Genomic DNA, 19328 nt, shown 5'->3' with positions numbered 1-19328 from the left:
GTTGAGCTTTAACCCAGCCTCGCCCGTGCCTTGGCCGTCCAGGCATTGAACAGCCGGTCGGCGACGATGCCGATGAAGGCGATGGCGAGCCCTGCGACGATGCCGCGGCCCGAATCGGCCTTGGACAGCGCGATGAACACCTCCTGGCCGAGATCACGGGTGCCGACCATGGCGCAGATGATGATCATCGCCAACGCCATCAGGATCGTCTGGTTGACGCCCAGCATGATCTCGGGCAGCGCGAGTGGCAATTGCACGCGAAAGAAAGTCTGGCGCGGCGTGCAGCCCGAAACCTTGGCCGCCTCGATCAGTGCCGGCGGCACCTGCCTGATGCCGTGATTGGTGTAGCGGATCGCCGGCACCACGGCGAAGGCGATCGTTGCGATCATCGCGGTGACGTCGCCGACGCGGAAAAGCATCACCACCGGAATGATGAAGCAGAAGGAGGGCAGCACCTGCAGCGTGTCGATGACGGGCGTGGTCACCTTCTCGAAGCGGTCGCTGCGCGCGGCCATCAGGCCGATCGGAATGCCGATCAGGCAAGCGATGAAAGCCGAGATGCCGCAGAGATAGACGGTCGCCATCGTCTTTTCCCACAGCCCGGTGACGGCGCAGAAGGCGGTCAGCACTGCCACCAGAGCGGCCAGGCGCAGGCCGGAAAGCTGATAGCCGGCAAGGCCGAGCAGAAATACCGCGCCCAGCCACGGAAAGCCCTCGCAGAAGGCGCGCACCGGGTTCAGCACGTTAAGGATCAGCGCCACGCGGAACGCCTCGATGATATCGAAGAAGTTGATCGTCACCCAATTCACCGCCGCTTTCCACAATGGCGCGGTGGTGAAGGTGATCGCCTTCGGCACCGCCGCGAAGGCAGGCACGAAGAGGCCAAGCAGTGTGGTGACGATCAGGATGGCGACGGCCAGCGTCAGATTGCGCCGCCAGAAGGCGGGCTGGACTTGCCGGTGGACGTGACCTTTTGCATGGTTGGCGGCGATGGCCTGGCTCAGCCGGTCGAGCGCGATGGCTAGCGCCACGATGGCCAGCCCCGCTTCCATGGCTTCGCCGACCTTCAGCGCACGCAGCGCCAGCAATACGTCATAGCCTAGCCCGCCGGCGCCGATCATCGAGGCGATGATCACCATGTTCAGCGCCAGCATGATCACCTGGTTGACGCCGACCATCAGCGTCGGCCGCGCCGACGGCAAAAGCACGCGCCACAGTTTCTGCCGCGCCGTGCAGCCGGCCATCTCGCTGAAATCGTCGATCTCGGACGGCACCCGCGACAGGCCGAGCATCGTTGCCCGCACCATTGGCGGGGTGGCGAAGATGGCGGTGGCGATCATCGCCGAAACCGGACTGTTGCCGAACAGAAGCAGCATCGGGATGAGGTACGCGAAGGTCGGGATGGTCTGCATCAGATCGAGGGCAGGGGAGACCACCAGCCGCTCCGCCCAGGGTTTCCGCCAGGCCCAGATGCCGACGAACAATCCCGTGGCGATGCAGAATGGCACGGCGATGGAAATCAGCGCCAGCGTCAGCATGGCGCTGGTCCATTGGCCGAACAGCGCGATGTAGAGAAAACAGCCGCCGACCAACATGCCGAGCTTGCGCCCGCCAGCCGCATGCCCGGCGACAAAGGCCGCCGCGCAGATGCCGATCCAGGACAGGCGCGGCAGCACATAGGCGTCGGCGCCGTGACCGATCTTGAAATTCTTTGCCAGAAGGTCGAGCGCGAAATCGAGCGGCACGCCGAGCACGGCAGTGATCGACCGCGTCAGCCATGACAGGTTTATCTTTATCCAGCGCATCAGGGCGCTGACCCAATCGGCGACCGGCACGATCCCCTCGGCCGGATAGTTGACAGCCCAGGGGAGACTGTCCTGGAGCAGGAACACGACCAGCACCACCGCAAGCGCTGCGGCCCAGACCAGCAGCCGGGTCTGCGCCGGTCGCGGCCTCGTCCCACTGGCGCTTGCCGTTACTGTCATGCACCGGCTCCTGACCTCTCGATGCCGGCGAGCAGGTCGATCACCGCTTGCGGCGTCACCTCGCCGATCGGCTTGCCGCTGCCGTTGATCACCGCGAACGGTCTGCCGCCCGCCACGATGCTGGCCGAGAAGCTGGCAATCTTGGCCTCCGGCGCCACCGTGCCGCCATGCTCGGCGCCGTCGCAGGCGCGCATCAGGCTCTTCGCCGAGATCACCTTGGCGCGGTCGACGTCGCGGGTGAATTCGGCGACATAGTCTGTCGCGGGATTAACCACCAGTTCCTCCGGCGTGCCGATCTGGATGACTTCGCCATCCTTCATGATGGCGATGCGGTCGGCCAGCCTTATCGCCTCGTCGAAATCATGGGTGATGAAGACGATGGTCTTGTGCAGCATGGTTTGCAATCGCATCAACTCGTCCTGCATCTCGCGGCGGATCAACGGGTCGAGCGCCGAGAACGGCTCGTCGAGGAACCAGATCTCCGGCTTGGTCGCCAGGCTGCGGGCGATGCCGACACGCTGCTGCTGGCCGCCTGACAGCTCGCGCGGATAGAAATGCTCTCGGCCGCGCAGGCCGACAAGCTCGATCACGTCGCGGGCGCGTGCTTCGCGCGTCGCACGGTCCTGCCCCTGGATGCTGAGCGGAAAGGCGATGTTGTCCAGCACGTTGAGATGCGGCAGCAGCGCGAAATTCTGGAACACCATGCCCATGCGGTGGCGCCTGAGTTCGATGAGCGCTGCATCCGAGATCTTGAGCAGGTCCTTGCCCTCGAACTCGACCTTGCCGTGCGTCGGCTCGACCAGCCTCGACATGCAGCGCACCAGGGTCGACTTGCCCGACCCCGAGAGCCCCATGATGGTGAAGACCTCACCCTGGCGGATTTCGAGGTCGACGCCGCGTACCGCCCCGACCAGTCCGGCAGCGGCGACATCGGCCATGCTGGCCTTGCCGTCGCGCTCGCGAATGAAGCTGGCCGCGTTCGAACCGAACAGTTTCCAGACATTGCGGCAGGCCAGCTTTATCGGGCGGGCATCCTTTGGCGCGCCCGCGGCGTTCGATCCCTGTTCGGTCTTGTCAGGCATTCAAGCGTCCTTCTGGAATAGCGTCGATTGAGGCCCGGCCGATCGGCGGCCGGATCTCATTCTCCAGTCGGAGCAATCACTGTGCCCAAGCTTTCCAGTCGGCTTCGTGGACGGCGATCCAGGCGGCGGCGACGTCCTCCGGCGTCTTGCCGCCGAGGTCGATCTCACCGCTCATCTTGTTGAGCTCGTCGGTGTCGACCGTGTAGGCCTTGGCCACCTTGTAGGCGACGGGCCATTTGTCCTTCATGCCGTTCCAGGCATATTTCCAGATCTCGCCATGCGGCTTGCCGCAATCATATTTGGCGTCGGGATTCGTGCCCCATTTCGGGTCGCTGTAGCATTCGGGCGTGTATTCGGGGAATTGAACCCATTCGCCCTTGTATTTGGCCGGCGCCCAATGCGGCGAATAGATCCACAGCATGATCGGCGCCTTGCGCTGGTAAGCGGAATCGAGCTCCGCGAACATCGCCGCGTCGGTGCCGGCGTGGATGACGGTGAATGGCAATTTGAGTGCCTCGACGCGCTCGTCGTCAAAACCCTCCCAGGTCACCGGACCGCCGAGATAACGACCCTTGGGCGCCGTCTCGGCCGTCGAAAAGGCCTCGGCGCATTTCGGATCCTTCAGCGCTTCCCAATTGGGCAGGCCCGGGCATTTCTCCTTCATATATTCGGGGAACCACCACTCTTCCTTGGCCTTGGGGCCGAGCTTGCCGAGGCGCTCGGTCTGGCCGGTGGCGTCGGAAGCCTTCATCGCCTCGCCGGCGGTCGTGTCCCAGAATTCCAGGCCGATATCGAGGTCGCCATTGGTGAGACCGGTGGTCAGGCTGGAGAGGTAATCGGCGGTCGGATATTCGACGGTGTAGCCGAGCTTTTCGAGAATACCGCCGAGAATCTTGGCGTTGAGATTGACGCTGGTCCAGTCGAACAGCGCGATCTTGATGGGATCGTTGGATTCAGGGGCTGCGGCGTGGACGGAAAGCGTTGGCAGGCTCAGTGCCGCGAGCGCGGCGGCGCCCATGGACAGTTTAGAAACTCCGCTCCGAAATGACATGCTTGTTCTCCTTCAAGCTGTGACGGTTATCGTTCGTTCCCTTCTTGCGTCTTTCTGCCCTTGCTGGGTTTTTTCTTGATTGTGTTGGAAAGACCTGCCGTTGCGCAAGGCCGTTTCCGCCATCGCGCGGCCAAAACCGGCGCAGGTGGATTGTGCTGAGTGTTTGATTTGCGGAAATGGTGCTGAAAGGTCGGCGTCATAGCTGCCGACGGATCGCTGCGACAACGATCACCTGCGGGTCGATTGCCAGCCTTATGACGCCCTGCAAAATGCGAGCCATCAGGGTCCCCTGACCTCGGCTATCGGCCCGGCAAGCCCCATCGCCAGAACCGTTTCATGAGATGAAATTATATATACCAACACTTATCGCGCGCAATGACTAAGGCTTGCTGGATGCATAATTCGGACCGCAGGCGAGGTCGCACCCAACCCACCTGCCGAGCCACCTTACCAGCAGACGTAGCCGCCATCGACGATCAGGTCGAGGCCGGTGACGAAGCTCGACGCGCGGCTGGCCAGGAACACGGTCGGCCCGACCATTTCCTCGGGCGTCGCCATGCGCCCCATCGGCGTGTCGCGCTTGAAGATCTTGATCTCCTCCGCCACCTCGGGCCTCTTGTTCATCGGCGTCAGCGTGTAGCCCGGGCTGACCACGTTGACGCGCAGGCCGCGGTCGGCCCACTCCATGGCGAGGCTCTTCGACATGTGGATGACGGCGGCCTTCGAGGAATTGTAATGCGCCTGCGTCAGCCCGCGATTGACGATGGTGCCCGACATCGAGGCGATGTTGACGATCGAGCCCTTGCGCCGCGCCAGCATCTTGCGCGCTTCGGCCTGGCAGGAAAGGAACACGCCGGCGACATTGACCTCGTGCACCTTCCGCCACGTCTCCAGGGCCATTGTCTCGGCCGGCTCCGATCCGGCGATGCCGGCATTGTTGACGGCAATCGTCAGGGCGCCGAGTTCGCTCTCGACGCGGTCGGTCGCCGCCGCGAGATCGCTCTCGGACGTCACCGTGCCCGTCAGCACCAGCGCCTTGCGCCCAAGCGCGGTGATACGCTGTGCGGTCTCCTCCAGCCCGCCCTTCGATGCATGGCCGAAACAGGCGACGTCGGCGCCGGCCTGCGCCAATCCGATCGCGATTGCCTGGCCGATGCCGCTGCCGGCACCGGTAACCAGCGCGACATCGCCGTCCAGCTTGAAAAAATCCATCGATAACCCTCCCTGCTTCAGGGAGGGTATGCGCTGTCCCGCGTTCCGATCAAGCCTTCAGCGCGGGCATTGCGACACGGCTAGAAATAGCCGTCGGAGGCGGCCGTGGCTTCTTTCGGGATCTCGACGCCGTCGACCAGGATCTTGTCGACCAGTTCGTGATGGAAGCAGACCAGGCCCTTGATGCGCTCCGCCTCATGCACCGGCTCGGGATAGTACCAGACGAGGTTCTCGTGGCGCTTCTTGCCCGTCGTCACGTGATAGTAGTTGGAGATGCCCTTGTAGGGGCAGCGCGAGATGTAGCGGCTGGGCGCGAACATATCGAGCCGCGTGTCGGAGATCGGCAGATAATGGCGTACCGGATGGCCGGTCTCGAACAGGAACACGCCGCGCCGTGAATCGGCGACCTGCTCGCCGTCCAGGATGACCTGCACCCGCCGTGAGGACGGCAGGCAGTCGACCCGCCGGAACGGGTCGCGGGCGTGGACGAAGATCTCCTCGTCCTCCTCATACCAATGCGTCATCTTGGGCCAGTAGAAGGACATGTAGTCCGCGATCGGTGGGCAGCCCTTGACCGGGTCGAGATAGCGCCAGGCGGCATCCTCGACCAGCGTGATGCCGGTGTTGAGCGAGTAGTGCGTGGCCAGGCCCTTGAACGGATCTTCCGTCGTCGTCCTGCTCGGCAGCAGGAATTCCTCGCGCACGTCGCTCATCGGGAAATAGTAGACCGGCAGGTGATCGGATTCGTAGAACACCAGCGCCCTGGTCGTGTCGGCGACGATCATCGATCCCACTTGCACGCGCAGCCGCTTCTGCATCGGCATGGTGAAGGCGACGTAGCCGGGCTCGAACTCATACTGCACGATCGTGTCGAGCAAGGGAAAATGCGGCCCGCGGCCGCGCAAATGAGGCTTGCGAATGGTAGTCTCCCGTTTCTTTTCTTTTGTCATAGAGTGCTGGCGCAAAGCGAGATGGACCTGGATTGAGTCGTCTCGGAGTGGGTTTCCGGGCGGCGGGCTTCTCCTGAGTCGAGCGGCTCGAACGATGGCCCCCCATCGCCCTTCGCAGCCCCGCTGGCGGATAGCCTCGCCGCCCGAAAGCAGAAATTGTCCATCCAGCCTCTATCCCAGCGACACCCGGTCGAGCAGCAGGCCGGCGGCGATCGGCGGCAGCCCGCTGACATTCTTGCGCACCGGCACCAGGAGGTCGGGGAAATAGCTGAAGATGACAGGCGTCTCGTCGAGCAGCAGCTTCTGGATGTCTGACGCCGCCGCCCGCTGCGCGCCGATGTCGAGCGCCTTGAGATAGGAATTGACCATGCCGTCATAGGCGGCGCTCTTGAAATGCGCCGCATTCCACGGGCCGTCGCTGACCAGCGGGCTTTTCAGGAAGACGTTCGGCACGCTGCGATGGGCGTAGTCGGTGATGCCGAGCGGGCTGTCCAGCCAGTCCGATTGACCGAACACCGCCTTGCCGTAATATTTGTCCTGGTCCTCGATGTTGAGCGAGACGCGCGCGCCGATCTCCTTGGCGAAGTTCTGGAACAGCTGCGCGTAGCCGGGAATGTCGGAGTAGCGCAGCGTCGTCAGCGTGATGTCGAAGCCGCTGCTGAGGCCCACGGCTTCCATAAGCTGCTTGGCCTTGGCGATGTCCTGGGCGCGCTGCGGCACCGTTCTGTCGGTCGCGGGGAAGGCCGCCGCAAACGGGCTGTCATTGCCGGTCGCCGCCATCCCGCGGCACAGCCCATCCACCAGCTTGGAACGGTCGATGCACAGCGCCAGCGCCTGGCGCACGCGCTTGTCGGTGAAAGGCGCCATGTCGCAGCGCATGTGGAGCTGGCGGTGCGCGGTCGAGGCGACGCGCAGCACGGTGATGTCGGGGCTGTTCAGCACCACTTGGCTGACATCGAGCGGAACGGCGTCGAGAATGTCCACTTCGCCGGCCTGCAGCGCCAGGATGCGCGGCTGGACATCGCCGTAGAATTTGAACTCGAGCCGGTCGGGCAACGCCTTCTCGCCCCAATAATCGGGGTTGCGGATGAAGGTAGCGCCGACTTTCGGCGTGTAGCTCTCCAGCCGGAACGGGCCGGTGCCTTCAAAGGTCTTTTCGTAGTCGCCCTTGTAGCTCGCCGGCAGGATGACGGCATTGTAGTTGTCGATCGACACCGAATAGGGAAAGCTGCCGTTCGGCACGTCGAGATGGAAGGCGACGGTGTGGTCGTCGACCTTGCGGGTGCCGCCCTTCGACAGCAGGCCCTTGAACACCGAAAGCGCGTTCGAGGCCCCGTCCGGGTCGGCCAGCCGGTCGAAGGTCGCGACGACGTCGTCGGCCTTGAAGTCCTCGCCATTGTGGAATTTCACGCCCTTGCGCAGCTTGAACGTCCAGACGCTGCCGTCCTCGTTCGGCGACCAGCTTTCCGCCAGCACCGGCTTCAGCGTGAGGTCCGGCTGTGTGACGCAGAGGAATTCGGCGGTCTGGAAAACCAGCTGGTAGCTGCCGCTGTCGTAGTAGGTGACGGGATCGATGGCCCCGCCTGGCGTCGCCACGCCGGCGCGCACCGTGCCGCCCGCTTTGCCTTCGGCGCGGGCTTCTTGCGTGCCGAGACCGGCGGCGGCGACAAGGCTGCCCAAGAACGGCAGCGAAAGGCCGAGAACGCTGCCATGGCGCAGGAAATCGCGCCGGTCGAGCCGGCCGGCCAGCAATTCGTCGACAGCGGAATTTTCGATTGCAGTGAGATTCCGGCGGGCGATGTCGATCCTCTCGAAATGCTTCGGCATGGCTGCAATCCTCGCTTGTCTTGGGGCAGGCCATCTAGTTCATCGTTGACCGCCAGCGGAAAGCGATATTTTTTGATAGGGGGCATCGGAATTTTCGATGCGGAGAGCCAAGACATGGACACGAAAACCTGCGCAGTTTCCTGGAGATTGCCGAGCATGGCAGCTTCACCGTCGCGGCCAATCGGCTGAACCTTGCCCAGTCCACCGTCAGTGCGCGGATAAGAGTGCTGGAGGAGCAGTTGGGGCGACGGCTTTTCGTCCGCGAACGCGATGGCATCACGCTGACGCCGGCCGGCCGCCAGTTCCTGCCGCATGCATCCGCAATCACCCGTACCTGGGAGCAATCAAGGCAGGACATCGCCGTTCCCGATGGCTACGAGACACTGCTGCGGCTGACCGCGCCCGCCTATCTGTGGGAGCGCATCACTTCGCCATGGGTCGAATGGATGCGCTCCGAGCGGCCGAACGTGGCGTTGCGGCTCGAGGGCAGTTTTCCCGATCTGGCGATCGACCAACTGGCCGAAGGCCTGCTCGACATCTGCATCCTCTATCTGCCGCGGCCGCATCCCGGAATCGTTTACGAAACGCTGGCCGTCGATCAGGTCGTGCTTGTCCAGCATGCCGCGCAGACGAAGCCGTGGACCGAGAACTACATACTGATGGACTGGGGGCTCGAATTCCGCATCGAGCATGATCGGGCGTTTGCCGGCATGGTCAAGCCGGCCATTTCGGCCGGCCTGGTCTTCATCGGGTTGCAGCACGTGCTGTCGCAGCAAGCCGCCGCCTATCTGCCGCTCAGCGCCGTCAGCGGCCATATCGAGCGCGGCGAAATGAAACGCGTCGCGAACACGCCCGTGTTCCAGCGGCCGATCTATCTTGCCTATCCCAGCAATCCGGCGTCGTCGGATGTGCTCGACGTGGCCTTGGCGGGATTGCGGGCGCTGACGAGGGATTGGGCCGGCGAGCAGGGCTTTGCCGAAGGCGACCGGTCCTTCAGCATGGCCGGCCAGCCGTGAAGGGCAGGGGCCGTATGTTCGGCTACGCCGGCTCGGTATCGACCGCTGCCGGCCTCTGCAGCCTGGCGAGTTCCGCGTAGGGAATATGGCAGCGGATCGAGTGCCCGGGGCGCGCCTCGGCCAGCGGCGGTTCCTGCTGTTCGCAGATCGGGCCGATCTTGCGTGGGCAGCGCGTGTGGAAGACACAGCCCGGCGGCGGATTGGCGGCGCTGGGGATTTCGCCGTCGAGACGGATGCGCGCCGTCTCGGTCTGGTCGAGCCTGGGCACGGCCGACAGCAGCGCTTCGGTGTAGGGATGATGCGGGCCGGAGAAGACGTCTTCCGACGGGCCGAGTTCCATGATGCGGCCGAGATAGAGCACGGCGATCTTGTCTGAGAGGTAGCGCACCACGCCAAGGTCATGCGAGATGAAGATGTAGCTGACGTCTTCCTTCGCTTGCAGATCGGCGAGCAGGTTGAGAATCGCGGCTTGCACCGACACGTCGAGCGCGGAGGTCGGCTCGTCGCACACGACGATGCGTGGATCGCCGGCGAAGGCGCGCGCTATGGCAACGCGTTGTTTCAGCCCGCCCGACAGCTGGCGCGGCTTCACGGCCAGATGCCGGTCGGTCAGCCGCACCGAGCGGACGAGGTCGTCGAGGCGCGCCTCGAGCGCCTTGCCGCTCAAGCCGGCCAGCCGCTTCAGCGCGCGGCCGATCAGATGCCTTATCGAATGCGAGCGGTTGAGTGCGGAGTCCGGGTTCTGGAAGACGATCTGCATCGCCTTGACCTGGTCGTCGCTGCGGTCCCCCAGCCGCGGCGCCAGCGCCTTGCCCTCGAGCTCGATGCTGCCTCCGTCGTCGGGCGGCACGAGGCCGAGCAGCAGCCTGGCGAAAGTGGTCTTGCCGCTGCCGGACTCGCCGACCAGCCCGAGCGTTTCGCCCGGCCTGAGATCGAGCGACACGTCCTTCACCGCGCGCAGCGAATGGCCATGGCTGGCAAAGGTCTTGTTCAGCCCGGCGACCCGCAATACCGGCGCGGCTGCGGCTTTCGGCGCGGCGGGCGCGTCGCCGGGCGTCGCGCGCGGCAGGGATTGCGCCTTCTCGTGATAGTGGCAGCGCGACAGCCGGCCGCCCAGTTCGTAGAGCGGCGGCAACTCGTTGCGGCAGCGGTCAGTAGCGAGAGCGCAGCGGTCGGTGAAGGGGCAGCCCTTGATGTCGGCCCCGATGCCGGGCAAAAAGCCCGGGATGGTGTCGAGGCGGCCCTGGTCCTTGCGCTGGCCGCCGCGCGGCAGGCAGCGCAGCAGCGCTACCGTATAGGGATGGCGCGGATCGTTGAAGACGGCCTCCGTCGGCCCTTCCTCGACCAGCATGCCGGCATAGAGCACGCCGACGCGATCGCACATGTTGGAGACGACGGCGAGATTGTGGCTGATGAACAGGATCGAGGCCGACAATTCTTGCCGCAGCTGCGCGATCAGGTCGAGCACCTCGGCTTCGACGGTCGCGTCGAGGCCGGTCGTCGGCTCATCCAGGATCAGCATCGAAGGATCGTTGGCCAGCGCCATGGCGATCGCCACGCGCTGCTGCATGCCGCCGGAAAGCTGGTGCGGATAGCGTTGCATGACGCTGGCCGGATCGGAGATCCGCACCCGGTTGAGCATGGCGATTGCGCGATCCTCGGCTGCCTGCCCCGTTTTGCCCCCAAGCTCGAAGATCTCGGCCAGCTGGCGACCGATGCGGATCGACGGGTTGAGCGCCTTGCCGGGGTCCTGATAGACCATGGAGACGCTTTCGGCGCGCATTTGCCTGAGCGCCTCGGCATCGAGCTTCATGACGTCCTGGCCGTCGAGCGAGATCGCGCCGCCTGATATCGAACCGTTTCGCGGCAGGTAGCGCACGACGGAAAGGGCGACTGTGGATTTGCCGCAGCCGGATTCGCCGACCAGCCCATAGGCCTCGCCTTGGCCGATGGTGAGACTGAGATTGCGCAGCACCGCCCGGTTTCGGCCGGAAACACGATAAGCGACCGACAGGTCGTTGAGGTCGAGTGCATTCTGGGCCTGCGCCTTCCGGGTCTTGGAGGGTTCAGTCATTGAAGGCTCCATGCACGCCGTCGGCCGCCAAATTGACGCCGATCACCAGCGAGGCGATGGCGAGCGCGTCGAACAGCACGGTCCACCAGAAGCCGCCGCCGATCATGCCGTAATTGCTGGAAATCGAGAGCCCCCAGTCCGGCGACGGCGGCTGGATGCCGAAGCCCATGAAGGAAAGCGTGGCAACCGCGAAAATGGCATAACCAAGCCGCACGGTGGTTTCAACCAGGATCGGCGGAATGACGTTGGGCAGGATCTCGACGAACATCGTATGCAGCGCACTCTCATGCCTGAGCTGGGCCGCGGCGACATAGTCGAGCTCGCGCTCAGCCAGCACAGCCGAGCGCACGGTGCGCGCGATGATCGGCGCGAAGCTCAGGCCGATGACCACGATGACGGTGGTCTTGGACGTGCCGAGCGCCACGATGGCGAGCAGCGCCACGATCACCACCGGGATTGCCATGAAGGCTTCCAGGATGCGGCTGACGACATCGTCGACGATGCCGCGGAAGTAACCGGTGAGCAGCCCGAGCGCCGTGCCGGCCACCGTCGCCAGCAATGTCGCCAGCGGCGCCACGGTCAGGATGTCGCGCGAGCCGACGATGACGCGCGAGAAGACGTCGCGGCCGATCTGGTCGGTGCCGAACCAGTGTTCGGCCGAAGGCGGCGCCAGCGCGTTGATGATGTCGTCGGCGAGCGGATCGTAGGGCGCGAAATGTTCGCCGAACAGCGCACAGGCGACCCAGAACAGCACAATGGTGATGCCGACGAGGAAGGTGCCGGAGCGAAGCAGCGAGGACAAAACCTCCGCCAGGGGGCTGCGCTGGCGGGTGTCGTCCTGTCTGGCGGGACTGGTCTGGACGGCGCTCATTGTTCTGACCCCAGCCGGATGCGTGGATTGAGCACGGAATAGAGGAAGTCGGCCACAAGGGTGGCCACGGCATAGACGATTCCGATGGTCAGGATGCCCGATTCCAGCATCGGGAAATCCTTGCCGCGCGCAGCGGTGAAGATCAGCGAGCCGATACCCTGGTAGCGGAACAGCGTCTCGATCACCACCAGCCCGCCGATGAGATAGCCGGTCTGGGTGGCAATGACGGTGATGGTCGGCAGCAGCGCATTGCGCAGCACATGGCGCCAGATCACCGTGCGCCAGGGCAGGCCCTTGAGCACCGCGGTTCGCGTATAGTCGGAATCGAGCGCCTCGATCATGCCCGAGCGCGCCATGCGCGCGATATAGCCGAACAGCACCAGGAACAGCGGCAGCGCCGGCAGGATCAGGTAGTAAAGCTGCGTGAAGAAACCGGCATCATGCGGCCATGCCGCCGAGATCGGCAGCCAGCGCAGCCAGACACCGAAGATCAGGATCAGGATGATGCCAGTGACGAACTCCGGCAGCACCGTCACCGACAGGCCGCCAAGGCTGATGATGCGGTCGAGCGGCCGGTTGAGGTTGAGGGCCGCGACGACGCCGCCAAGGATGCCGATCGGCACCACCAGCACGAAGGCGACCGCCGCCAGCTTCATCGAATTCCCCAGCGCATCGATGACGAAGGGGGCGACTGGCGAGCGGAAGATGTAGGACGTGCCCATGTCGCCCTGGACGAAGTTTGAAATCCAGCTCCAGTACTGGGCAAGCAGTGGCCGGTCGACGCCGAGCGAATGGTTGAGCGCATCGACGGCGCGCTGGTCGGCGAACGGCCCCAATATGGCGCGCCCGACATTGCCTGGAAGCACCTGTCCGCCCAGAAAGACCATGATGCTGAGCAGGAACAGCGTGACGAGCGAAAGCGAGACGCGCCGGACAAGGAAGGAGAGAATGGCTAACACTCCCTGAGTAGCCAGCTCCCGTCAGGAAGCTGGCTGTTATAGGATTGGCTTTCCCTTCCGCTCAGGCCTTCGACGCCTTTTCCAGGAACAGCTGCGACATCGCGGTCGGCTGCACGCCGGCCACGCCCTTCGCCGTCGCCGTCAGATAGTCGTAGAAATAGCCGAAGATGACCGGCGTCTCCTCGAGCAGAAGTTTCTGGATCTTGCCTGCCGTCGCCTTCTGCGCTTCGAGATCGAGGGCCGCGATATAGCTGGTCGCCAGCGCGTCGTAGTCCTTGTTCTTGAAGTGCGCCGCGTTCCACGTGCCTTCGCTCTTCAGCGGGGCGGCAAGATAGACGTTCGGCACGCCGCGGTGGCCGTAGTCGGTGATGCCCATTTCCGAGTCCAGCCAGTTCGATTTGCCGAACACGGCGTCGCCGTAATAGGCGCTCTGGTCGAGGATGTTGAGCTCGAGCTCGATGCCGATTTCCTTGACCCAGTTCTGGATGAGCTGGGCGTATTCGGGGATTTCGAGATAGCGCTCGGTGGTCAGCGTCATCTTGAAGCCCTTGCCCGCGCCCGCCGCCTCCATGAGCTGCTTGGCCTGCGCGATGTCCTGCTTGCGCCGCGGCACGCTCGCATCGGTCGAGGGATAAACCGGGGCGAACGGGCTGTCGTTGCCAGCCACGGCGCGCCCCTTCATCAGGCCCGCGACCAGCTTGTCGCGGTCCAGGCTGAGCGCGATGGCGCGGCGCACGCGCGCATCCTTCATCGGCCCGTCGTCGCAGCGCAGGTGCAGTTGCTGGTGCGCCGACGATTTCAGGCTGATGATGTCGATGTTGGGATCGTTGAGCAGCGCCACGCCAGACAGCACAGGCATCTGGTTGATGATGTCGACCTGCCCGCCCTGCAGCGCCAGGATCATTGGCTGCATGTCGGCAAAGAAGGTGAATTCGGTGCGTTCCGGCAGCGCCTTCTCGCCCCAGTAGCCTTCGTTGCGGACGAAGGACGCGCCGACCTTTGGCGTGTATTTGTCGATCTTGAAGGGCCCGGTGCCGTCGAAGCTCTTTTCGTAGTCGCCCTTGTAACTCGCCGGCACGATGACGGCGTTGTAATTGTCGGACGACACCATGTAGGGAAAGTTGCCGTTCGGGGCGTCGAGGTGGAATTCCACCGTGTAGTCGTCGACCTTCTTGCTGGCGCCCTTCGACAGGATGCCGGTGAACACCGACAGTGCGTTGGACGAGTTGGCCGGGTCGGCGATCCGGTCGATGCTGGCCACCACGTCGTCGGCCTTCATCTCGCCGCCGCTATGGAACTTCACGCCCTTGCGCAGCTTGAAAGTCCACACCGAGCCGTTGTCGTTCGGCTTCCAGCTTTCAGCCAGCGCCGGCTTGAGCACGAGATCGGGGCCGTCGACGCAGAGGAACTCCGCGACTTGCTGCATGATCAGCAGGCCGCCGGCATCGGCGATGGTGACAGGATCGATCGTCGCCGCCGGCACGCTGCTTGCGACGCGGATTGTGGCGCCTGGCGCGCCTTGCGCCCGGACGAGCGACGGCATGGCGCCGAGGCCCGCGGCAGTGGTGATGCCGCCCAGCAGCGGCAGCGACAGGCCGAGCAGGCTGCCATGGCGGATGAAGTCGCGGCGGCTGACACGGCCGTCGACGAGACCGTCGATGAGGTGATTTTCGAGCGGCGAGCGGTTGCGCCGGATGAGGTCGAGAATGCGATAATTCTTGCTCATGGGTTTGACCCTTTCCCCTGTTTCTTATGGTTGACGAAAATTCGCGACTACACCGTTTCCGGTCGCCAGAGGCCTGTAGACCGGGACTGTAGCACGCGGTTTTGTCCGGTCCATCCAGTCCTTGGCGTGGACGTGCCGGTTTCTGGGCTGCACTGCTTCCTCTGGTCCGTGGCCACCCTTTCCGATCGGGATCGCGGTGGCTGGCTTCTTCTGTTTTGGCCGGCCGCCCTCATCTAGTTCAGCGGCAAACGACGGTAAGTTCCGGGCTTTGCCCGATCATGATATTTGTTGCAGGGCCCGTTCTCGACGAAATCGCGATGGCAGGCAGCGAGCCGTTCTCGCGACAATGTGATGCCGAGACCGGGCTCCTCCGGCACAGGCACGACATTGTTCCTCGGGCAAAACGGTCCTTCCTCGGTGATGTCGGTCGGTTGCATGCGAAACAGCGACTGGTTCGGTTCCCGTATCCAGCCGAGTGCCGCGCACAGATGCAGGTAAGCGGCGCTGCCGATGCCGCTGTCGCCGCTGTAGCACCAGAAATCGATGCCGGCGTGCTCGCAGGCGCCGACGAAGCGCAGCATGCGGCCGATGCCGCCATGCGCCGTCGGATTGCCGACGAAGGCGTCGGGCACCTTGAGGTCCATGGCGCGGGCGATGTCGATGTTGTGGGTCGAGAACGGGATCGAGCAATGGCGCCTGAGTTCGCGCATCTCCTCGATCGTCGCCACTGGATCCTCCCAATTGCGCACGCTAAGCTCTTCCAGCGGCCGTGCCAGTCGCCGGGCGGTGCTGAGCGAATAGGCCTGGTTGGAATCGATGCGGATCATCGCATCGTCGCCGAGCTTCCTGCGGATCAATTCGATCATCTTCAGCGAGATTTTTGGATCCTGCGTCGAGAACTTCCCTTCGAAGAAGGTCGTTCCGTGGGTCTCATGAAGCTCGACGCAGTAGTCGGCGACTTCCTCCGGCGTCGTCTCGCCTTTCACCCTTGGCCCGTCGCCGCGCAGCGAAAAGTAATCGGTGAACGGGATCTCCTTGCGCACGGCGCCGCCGAGCAGTTGGTAGAGCGGCTGGTTCCACACCTTGCCGCGCAGGTCCCAGAGCGCCATCTCGATCGCGCCGAAGGCCATGATGCGGGTGCGGTCGTTGATCGACTGCACGCCGGTCCAGTAGGGGAGGCAGACATGCTCGGCGCCCGCGATGTCGAAGGCGTCGCGGCCCACGAGCCGCGGTGCCAGGATGTCGTTGATGATCGCGGCTGCTGCCGGCGTCGGTGCTTCGCCGAGGCCGATCAGGCCATCTTCGGTCTCCACTTCGACAATGGTCGGCGAGAAGCCGTCGAGTTCACCGAACACCCAGGCATAAGGCGCCTCGAGCCTGAGGTTGATCGGCGTCGCCTTGATGCCGCGGATTTTCACCGGCCGACCTCGAAGAAGGGCTTGCCGAGAAAATCCGGGACGACGTCGATGCCGAGGCCCGGACCATCCGGAACGCCCATGCGGCTGCCGGTGACCGGCGGCTTGTTCGACGCCGTGCGCACCGTCACCCATTCGTGGAACGCGATGGCGTGCAGGCGGCGCTCCTGCGGCGTCGACAGCGACAGATGCGCCATGGCTGCCGTGTCGATCTCGGCGCCGCCGGTATCCTCGACGGTGATCATGAAGCCGAGGTCGACGGCGACATCGCGGATCAGCCGGGTCCTGCCGACGCCGCCGAGCCGCGAGATCTTCAGCGTCAGCCCGTCGGCCGCGCCTCGGCGATGGATTTCCAGCATGTCCTCGAGCGAGGTGACGGATTCGTCGAGCACCATCGGCTTGTCGAGCATGCGGCGCACCGACATGTTTTCCTCGATCGTCGTGCAGGGTTGCTCGAATGTGTAATCGATCGAGCGCGTCGCATCGGCGAACTGGCGCGCCTGGTAGGGCGTCCAGCCGGCATTGGCGTCGCAGAAGATGACAGTGTCTTTCGGCACTGAGGCGGCGACCGCCGTGACGCGTTCGATGTCGTCGCGGACGTTGCCGCCGACCTTGACCTGCAGCCGGTGGAAGCCGTCCTGGACGATGCGCTGCGCAAGGGCGGCCATGGCATCGACGCTGCCATGGGTGACGACCTTGTAAAGCTCGGCCGTATCGCTCTCCTTGCCGCCCAGCATCGTCACCAGCGGCACGTCGGCGGCGCGCGCGGCGAGATCCCAGCAGGCCATGTCGAGCGCCGACTTGATGTAGGGATGCCCTTTGAACACGATGTCCATCAGCCGGCCGATGCCGGCGAGGCCGCGCGGGTCGTGGCCGATGAGGTGCGTGGCGATCTCCATAACGCCGGCACGGGCGCCCGCCGGGAAGGCGGCCGAATAGAAATTGCCGAGCGGCGCCATCTCGCCCCAACCGGTGATGCCATCGTTCGAGGTGATGGCGACGATCACCGCGTCGAAGGCGTCGGCGACGCGCCCCTTGGACATGCGGTAGGGGCCGTCCACGAAGGGCTGCACGACATGGTAGGCTTTGATGGTTGCGATCTGCACGTTGATGTCCGTTGTCCGCTGGGGAAGTATCAGGCGCCCTTCGACGGGCGACGTTCGAGCGCGCGCGCGTAGGCTAGAAGCTCTTCGAAGTCGTGGTCTATATGCTCGCGGGCGTGGCGCTGGGCAGCGCGCATGTCGTCGCCCTTGAGCAGCCGCACGTAAGTCTCGTGAACGTTCTCGGCAGGCACCGCTTCGTTGCGTGCCTGCTGGTGCAGGGCAAAATACATCTGCAACCGGCTGGTCAGCCGTTGCCATGTTTCCAAAAGAACGGAATTGTCGGCCCATTCGTGAATCAGGCCATGCAGTTGCAGCGCGGTTTCGATCTGCCTTGTGGTGTCGCGGTCGCGCGTCGCCTGCTTCACCGCCTCATGGCGCCGGTCGAGCTCATCGAAAAAGCGCTGGTCGCGCAGCTCCCATGTCCGCTCGATGGCGAATTCGTCGAGCACCTTGTTGAGCGAGTAGACATCGTCGATGTCCTTGGCGGTGACATTGATGACGAAGGTGCCGGCATAGGGGATGCTGGTCAGGATACCTTCCTGCACCAGCTCGCGCATCGCTTCGCGCAAAGGCGCGCGGCTGACGCGCATCTGTTCGGAAATCCTGAGCTCGTTGAGCTTTTGGCCCGGCTCCAACTGGCCGGTTAGGATTGCCCGTCGCAGCAGCGCCACGATCTCCGCGCGTCGGGTCGTATCCGCGATTGGACTGAAATCCGCCTTTGCCATCCCGGCCACTCCCGACGAAACAAAGGCAAGACAAGCAGATTGTCGACAATCTAACAAGGACTTTTGCGGCTTTTTTCACATCGCCGGTACTGGCCGGGCGGAGCTGCTCGCAAAAGCGGCGCCCGCGACCTGTGGGAAGGCCGGGGCGCCGCGCTGAAACCGGGCCTGCGGGGGAGTCAGGTGGCCGGTTTCTGTGGCAGTGGCGAAATCGGCATTCCAGGGCCGATCTTCTGCAGATTGCCTGTTATCACCTGGTCGCCTTCCGTGACTCCGCTCAGGATGGCGACCAGGTCGCCGCTGGTCGGCCCGGTCGAAACCAGCCGCTGGTCGACCGTGTTGCCCTTGCCGACGACGTAGAGATATTTGCCGAGTTGGCTCGAACCCAGTGCGACCTGCGGCACCATAAGCGCATCGGGCTGCTGTTTGACGTGCAGCCGGACGCGGACATATTGGCCAGGCAGCAGCGCGAACTTGGCGTTGCCGATGGTGGCGCGCGCGGTGATGGTGCCGGTCGAATGGTCGATCGTGTTGTCGATGAAGGTGAGTTCACCCTTCTGATGGGCTTCGGTCTCGCCCGGGAGCAGCACCTCGACCTCGATCGGGCCGGCGGCACGAGCTTCCTCGATCTGCGCCAGATCGCTCTCGCTCGGATTGAAGGTTACATAGATCGGGTCGAGCTGCACCAGCGTGTTGAGCACCGTGCCGGCGACGCTGACCAGCGTGCCGATCGAGGCCTGGTTACGGCCGATGCGGCCTGCGAAGGGAGCGCGAATCTCCGAATAGCTCAAATTGAGCTCGGCCGAGCGGACCGCCGCCTGGTTGAGCGCCAGCGACGCCTGCGCCTCGCGCAAGGTGCTGGTGCGCTGGTCGAAGCTGTCCTTGGCCAGATAGCCGCTCTTGGCGAGCTCGGTGCCGCGGCCGAGATTGGAGCGGGCATAGTCGAGCGTCGCTGTATCACGCTGCACCTGCGCCTTCGCCTGGTCGAGCGCCGCCTGGAAGTCCTGCGGCGCGATCCTGTAGAGGAGGTCGCCCTTCTTGACGTCGGCGCCGTCTTCGGCGGCCTGCTCTTCCAGGTAGCCCGGCACTCTGGCCTGCAGCGTGACGCTGCGGATCGGTTCGGTGCGGGCGGCATAGTCGAGATAGATCGGGATCGTTTTCTTCACCACGCTGGTCACCGGCACCGGCATGACGAATGCCGCGGGAGCGGGCGTTGCCGCTCCGGCCGTGCCGGCATTGAGGCTGAGGCTGCCCATATCGAGCAGGTGAACGCTCGCCACCGAGATTGCGCCCAGCGCGACAGCGGCGCCCAAAGCGATTTTCCATTTACGCATG

The 19328-nt window shown here is 64.3% G+C and carries 15 protein-coding genes; 1 reads left to right on the top strand and 14 read right to left on the bottom strand.

Annotated elements, in window-relative coordinates:
* Window positions 1-8: 8 nt before the first annotated feature.
* The 6 genes from FJ946_RS03825 to FJ946_RS03800 form a co-directional block, all read right to left on the bottom strand.
* Complete coding sequence (locus FJ946_RS03825; RefSeq protein WP_140564300.1) at window positions 9-1985, bottom strand: ABC transporter permease subunit; 1977 nt, start codon at window positions 1983-1985, stop codon at window positions 9-11.
* A complete protein-coding gene (locus FJ946_RS03820; protein WP_140564299.1) occupies window positions 1982-3067 on the bottom strand; it encodes a glycine betaine/L-proline ABC transporter ATP-binding protein in 1086 nt (361 codons plus the stop codon). The genes FJ946_RS03825 and FJ946_RS03820 overlap by 4 nt, the downstream gene beginning before the upstream one ends.
* Before the next feature lie 76 nt (window positions 3068-3143).
* A complete protein-coding gene (locus tag FJ946_RS03815) occupies window positions 3144-4118 on the bottom strand; it encodes an ABC transporter substrate-binding protein (protein WP_140564298.1) in 975 nt (324 codons plus the stop codon).
* A gap of 447 nt (window positions 4119-4565) precedes the next feature.
* Complete coding sequence (locus FJ946_RS03810; RefSeq protein ID WP_140564297.1) at window positions 4566-5330, bottom strand: SDR family oxidoreductase; 765 nt, start codon at window positions 5328-5330, stop codon at window positions 4566-4568.
* Window positions 5331-5410: 80 nt separating this feature from the next.
* Window positions 5411-6280, bottom strand: coding sequence for a DUF427 domain-containing protein (locus FJ946_RS03805; RefSeq protein WP_140497901.1), 870 nt, complete (start codon window positions 6278-6280; stop codon window positions 5411-5413).
* Window positions 6281-6451: 171 nt separating this feature from the next.
* The gene (locus tag FJ946_RS03800; protein WP_140564296.1) at window positions 6452-8107 is read right to left on the bottom strand and encodes an ABC transporter substrate-binding protein; all 1656 of its coding nucleotides are present in this window, start codon (window positions 8105-8107) and stop codon (window positions 6452-6454) included.
* Between the two features lie 65 nt (window positions 8108-8172).
* On the opposite strand from FJ946_RS03800, the gene FJ946_RS03795 reads away from it, so the two are divergent.
* Window positions 8173-9123 (top strand): LysR family transcriptional regulator, encoded by a 951-nt coding sequence (locus FJ946_RS03795; protein WP_140564295.1) that lies wholly within the window; start codon window positions 8173-8175, stop codon window positions 9121-9123.
* A gap of 22 nt (window positions 9124-9145) precedes the next feature.
* On the opposite strand, the gene FJ946_RS03790 is transcribed toward FJ946_RS03795, so the two are convergent.
* The 8 genes from FJ946_RS03790 to FJ946_RS03755 all read right to left on the bottom strand — a co-directional run bounded on the left by FJ946_RS03790 (window position 9146) and on the right by FJ946_RS03755 (window position 19327).
* Window positions 9146-11197, bottom strand: coding sequence for an ABC transporter ATP-binding protein (locus FJ946_RS03790; protein ID WP_140564294.1), 2052 nt, complete (start codon window positions 11195-11197; stop codon window positions 9146-9148).
* On the bottom strand, window positions 11190-12068 hold the full coding sequence (locus FJ946_RS03785; RefSeq protein WP_140497909.1) for an ABC transporter permease: 879 nt from the start codon (window positions 12066-12068) through the stop codon (window positions 11190-11192). Before FJ946_RS03785 ends, FJ946_RS03790 begins: the two co-directional genes overlap by 8 nt.
* Window positions 12065-13018, bottom strand: coding sequence for an ABC transporter permease (locus tag FJ946_RS03780; RefSeq protein WP_140564454.1), 954 nt, complete (start codon window positions 13016-13018; stop codon window positions 12065-12067). Before FJ946_RS03780 ends, FJ946_RS03785 begins: the two co-directional genes overlap by 4 nt.
* 70 nt (window positions 13019-13088) lie before the next feature.
* Window positions 13089-14753, bottom strand: coding sequence for an ABC transporter substrate-binding protein (locus tag FJ946_RS03775; protein WP_140564293.1), 1665 nt, complete (start codon window positions 14751-14753; stop codon window positions 13089-13091).
* A 233-nt stretch (window positions 14754-14986) separates the two neighbouring features.
* Window positions 14987-16171, bottom strand: coding sequence for a mandelate racemase/muconate lactonizing enzyme family protein (locus tag FJ946_RS03770; protein WP_140559341.1), 1185 nt, complete (start codon window positions 16169-16171; stop codon window positions 14987-14989).
* Entirely contained in the window at window positions 16168-17274 is a 1107-nt protein-coding gene (locus tag FJ946_RS03765) for a mandelate racemase/muconate lactonizing enzyme family protein (protein ID WP_140732192.1), read from the bottom strand. Before FJ946_RS03765 ends, FJ946_RS03770 begins: the two co-directional genes overlap by 4 nt.
* Before the next feature lie 29 nt (window positions 17275-17303).
* Window positions 17304-17996, bottom strand: a complete 693-nt coding sequence (locus FJ946_RS03760) for a GntR family transcriptional regulator (RefSeq protein ID WP_140558256.1) — start codon at window positions 17994-17996, stop codon at window positions 17304-17306.
* Between the two features lie 176 nt (window positions 17997-18172).
* Window positions 18173-19327, bottom strand: a complete 1155-nt coding sequence (locus FJ946_RS03755; RefSeq protein WP_140559343.1) for an efflux RND transporter periplasmic adaptor subunit — start codon at window positions 19325-19327, stop codon at window positions 18173-18175.
* Window position 19328 lies beyond the last annotated feature (1 nt).

It is taken from the genome of Mesorhizobium sp. B2-4-7, assembly GCF_006442685.1.
In the GTDB taxonomy this organism is placed as follows: Bacteria; Pseudomonadota; Alphaproteobacteria; order Rhizobiales; family Rhizobiaceae; genus Mesorhizobium.
This window is presented reverse-complemented; position numbering and strand designations above follow the sequence as displayed.

Excerpts from the sequence above, each read along its gene's own strand:
- FJ946_RS03755 (WP_140559343.1), bottom strand. The coding sequence starts at position 19,327 with ATGCGTAAATGGAAAATCGCTTTGGGCGCCGCTGTCGCGCTGGGCGCA.
- FJ946_RS03820 (WP_140564299.1), bottom strand. The coding sequence starts at position 3,067 with ATGCCTGACAAGACCGAACAGGGATCGAACGCCGCGGGCGCGCCAAAG.
- FJ946_RS03775 (WP_140564293.1), bottom strand. The coding sequence starts at position 14,753 with ATGAGCAAGAATTATCGCATTCTCGACCTCATCCGGCGCAACCGCTCG.
- FJ946_RS03800 (WP_140564296.1), bottom strand. The coding sequence starts at position 8,107 with ATGCCGAAGCATTTCGAGAGGATCGACATCGCCCGCCGGAATCTCACT.
- FJ946_RS03785 (WP_140497909.1), bottom strand. The coding sequence starts at position 12,068 with ATGAGCGCCGTCCAGACCAGTCCCGCCAGACAGGACGACACCCGCCAG.
- FJ946_RS03825 (WP_140564300.1), bottom strand. The coding sequence starts at position 1,985 with ATGACAGTAACGGCAAGCGCCAGTGGGACGAGGCCGCGACCGGCGCAG.
- FJ946_RS03790 (WP_140564294.1), bottom strand. The coding sequence starts at position 11,197 with ATGACTGAACCCTCCAAGACCCGGAAGGCGCAGGCCCAGAATGCACTC.
- FJ946_RS03805 (WP_140497901.1), bottom strand. The coding sequence starts at position 6,280 with ATGACAAAAGAAAAGAAACGGGAGACTACCATTCGCAAGCCTCATTTG.
- FJ946_RS03760 (WP_140558256.1), bottom strand. The coding sequence starts at position 17,996 with ATGGCAAAGGCGGATTTCAGTCCAATCGCGGATACGACCCGACGCGCG.
- FJ946_RS03815 (WP_140564298.1), bottom strand. The coding sequence starts at position 4,118 with ATGTCATTTCGGAGCGGAGTTTCTAAACTGTCCATGGGCGCCGCCGCG.
- FJ946_RS03810 (WP_140564297.1), bottom strand. The coding sequence starts at position 5,330 with ATGGATTTTTTCAAGCTGGACGGCGATGTCGCGCTGGTTACCGGTGCC.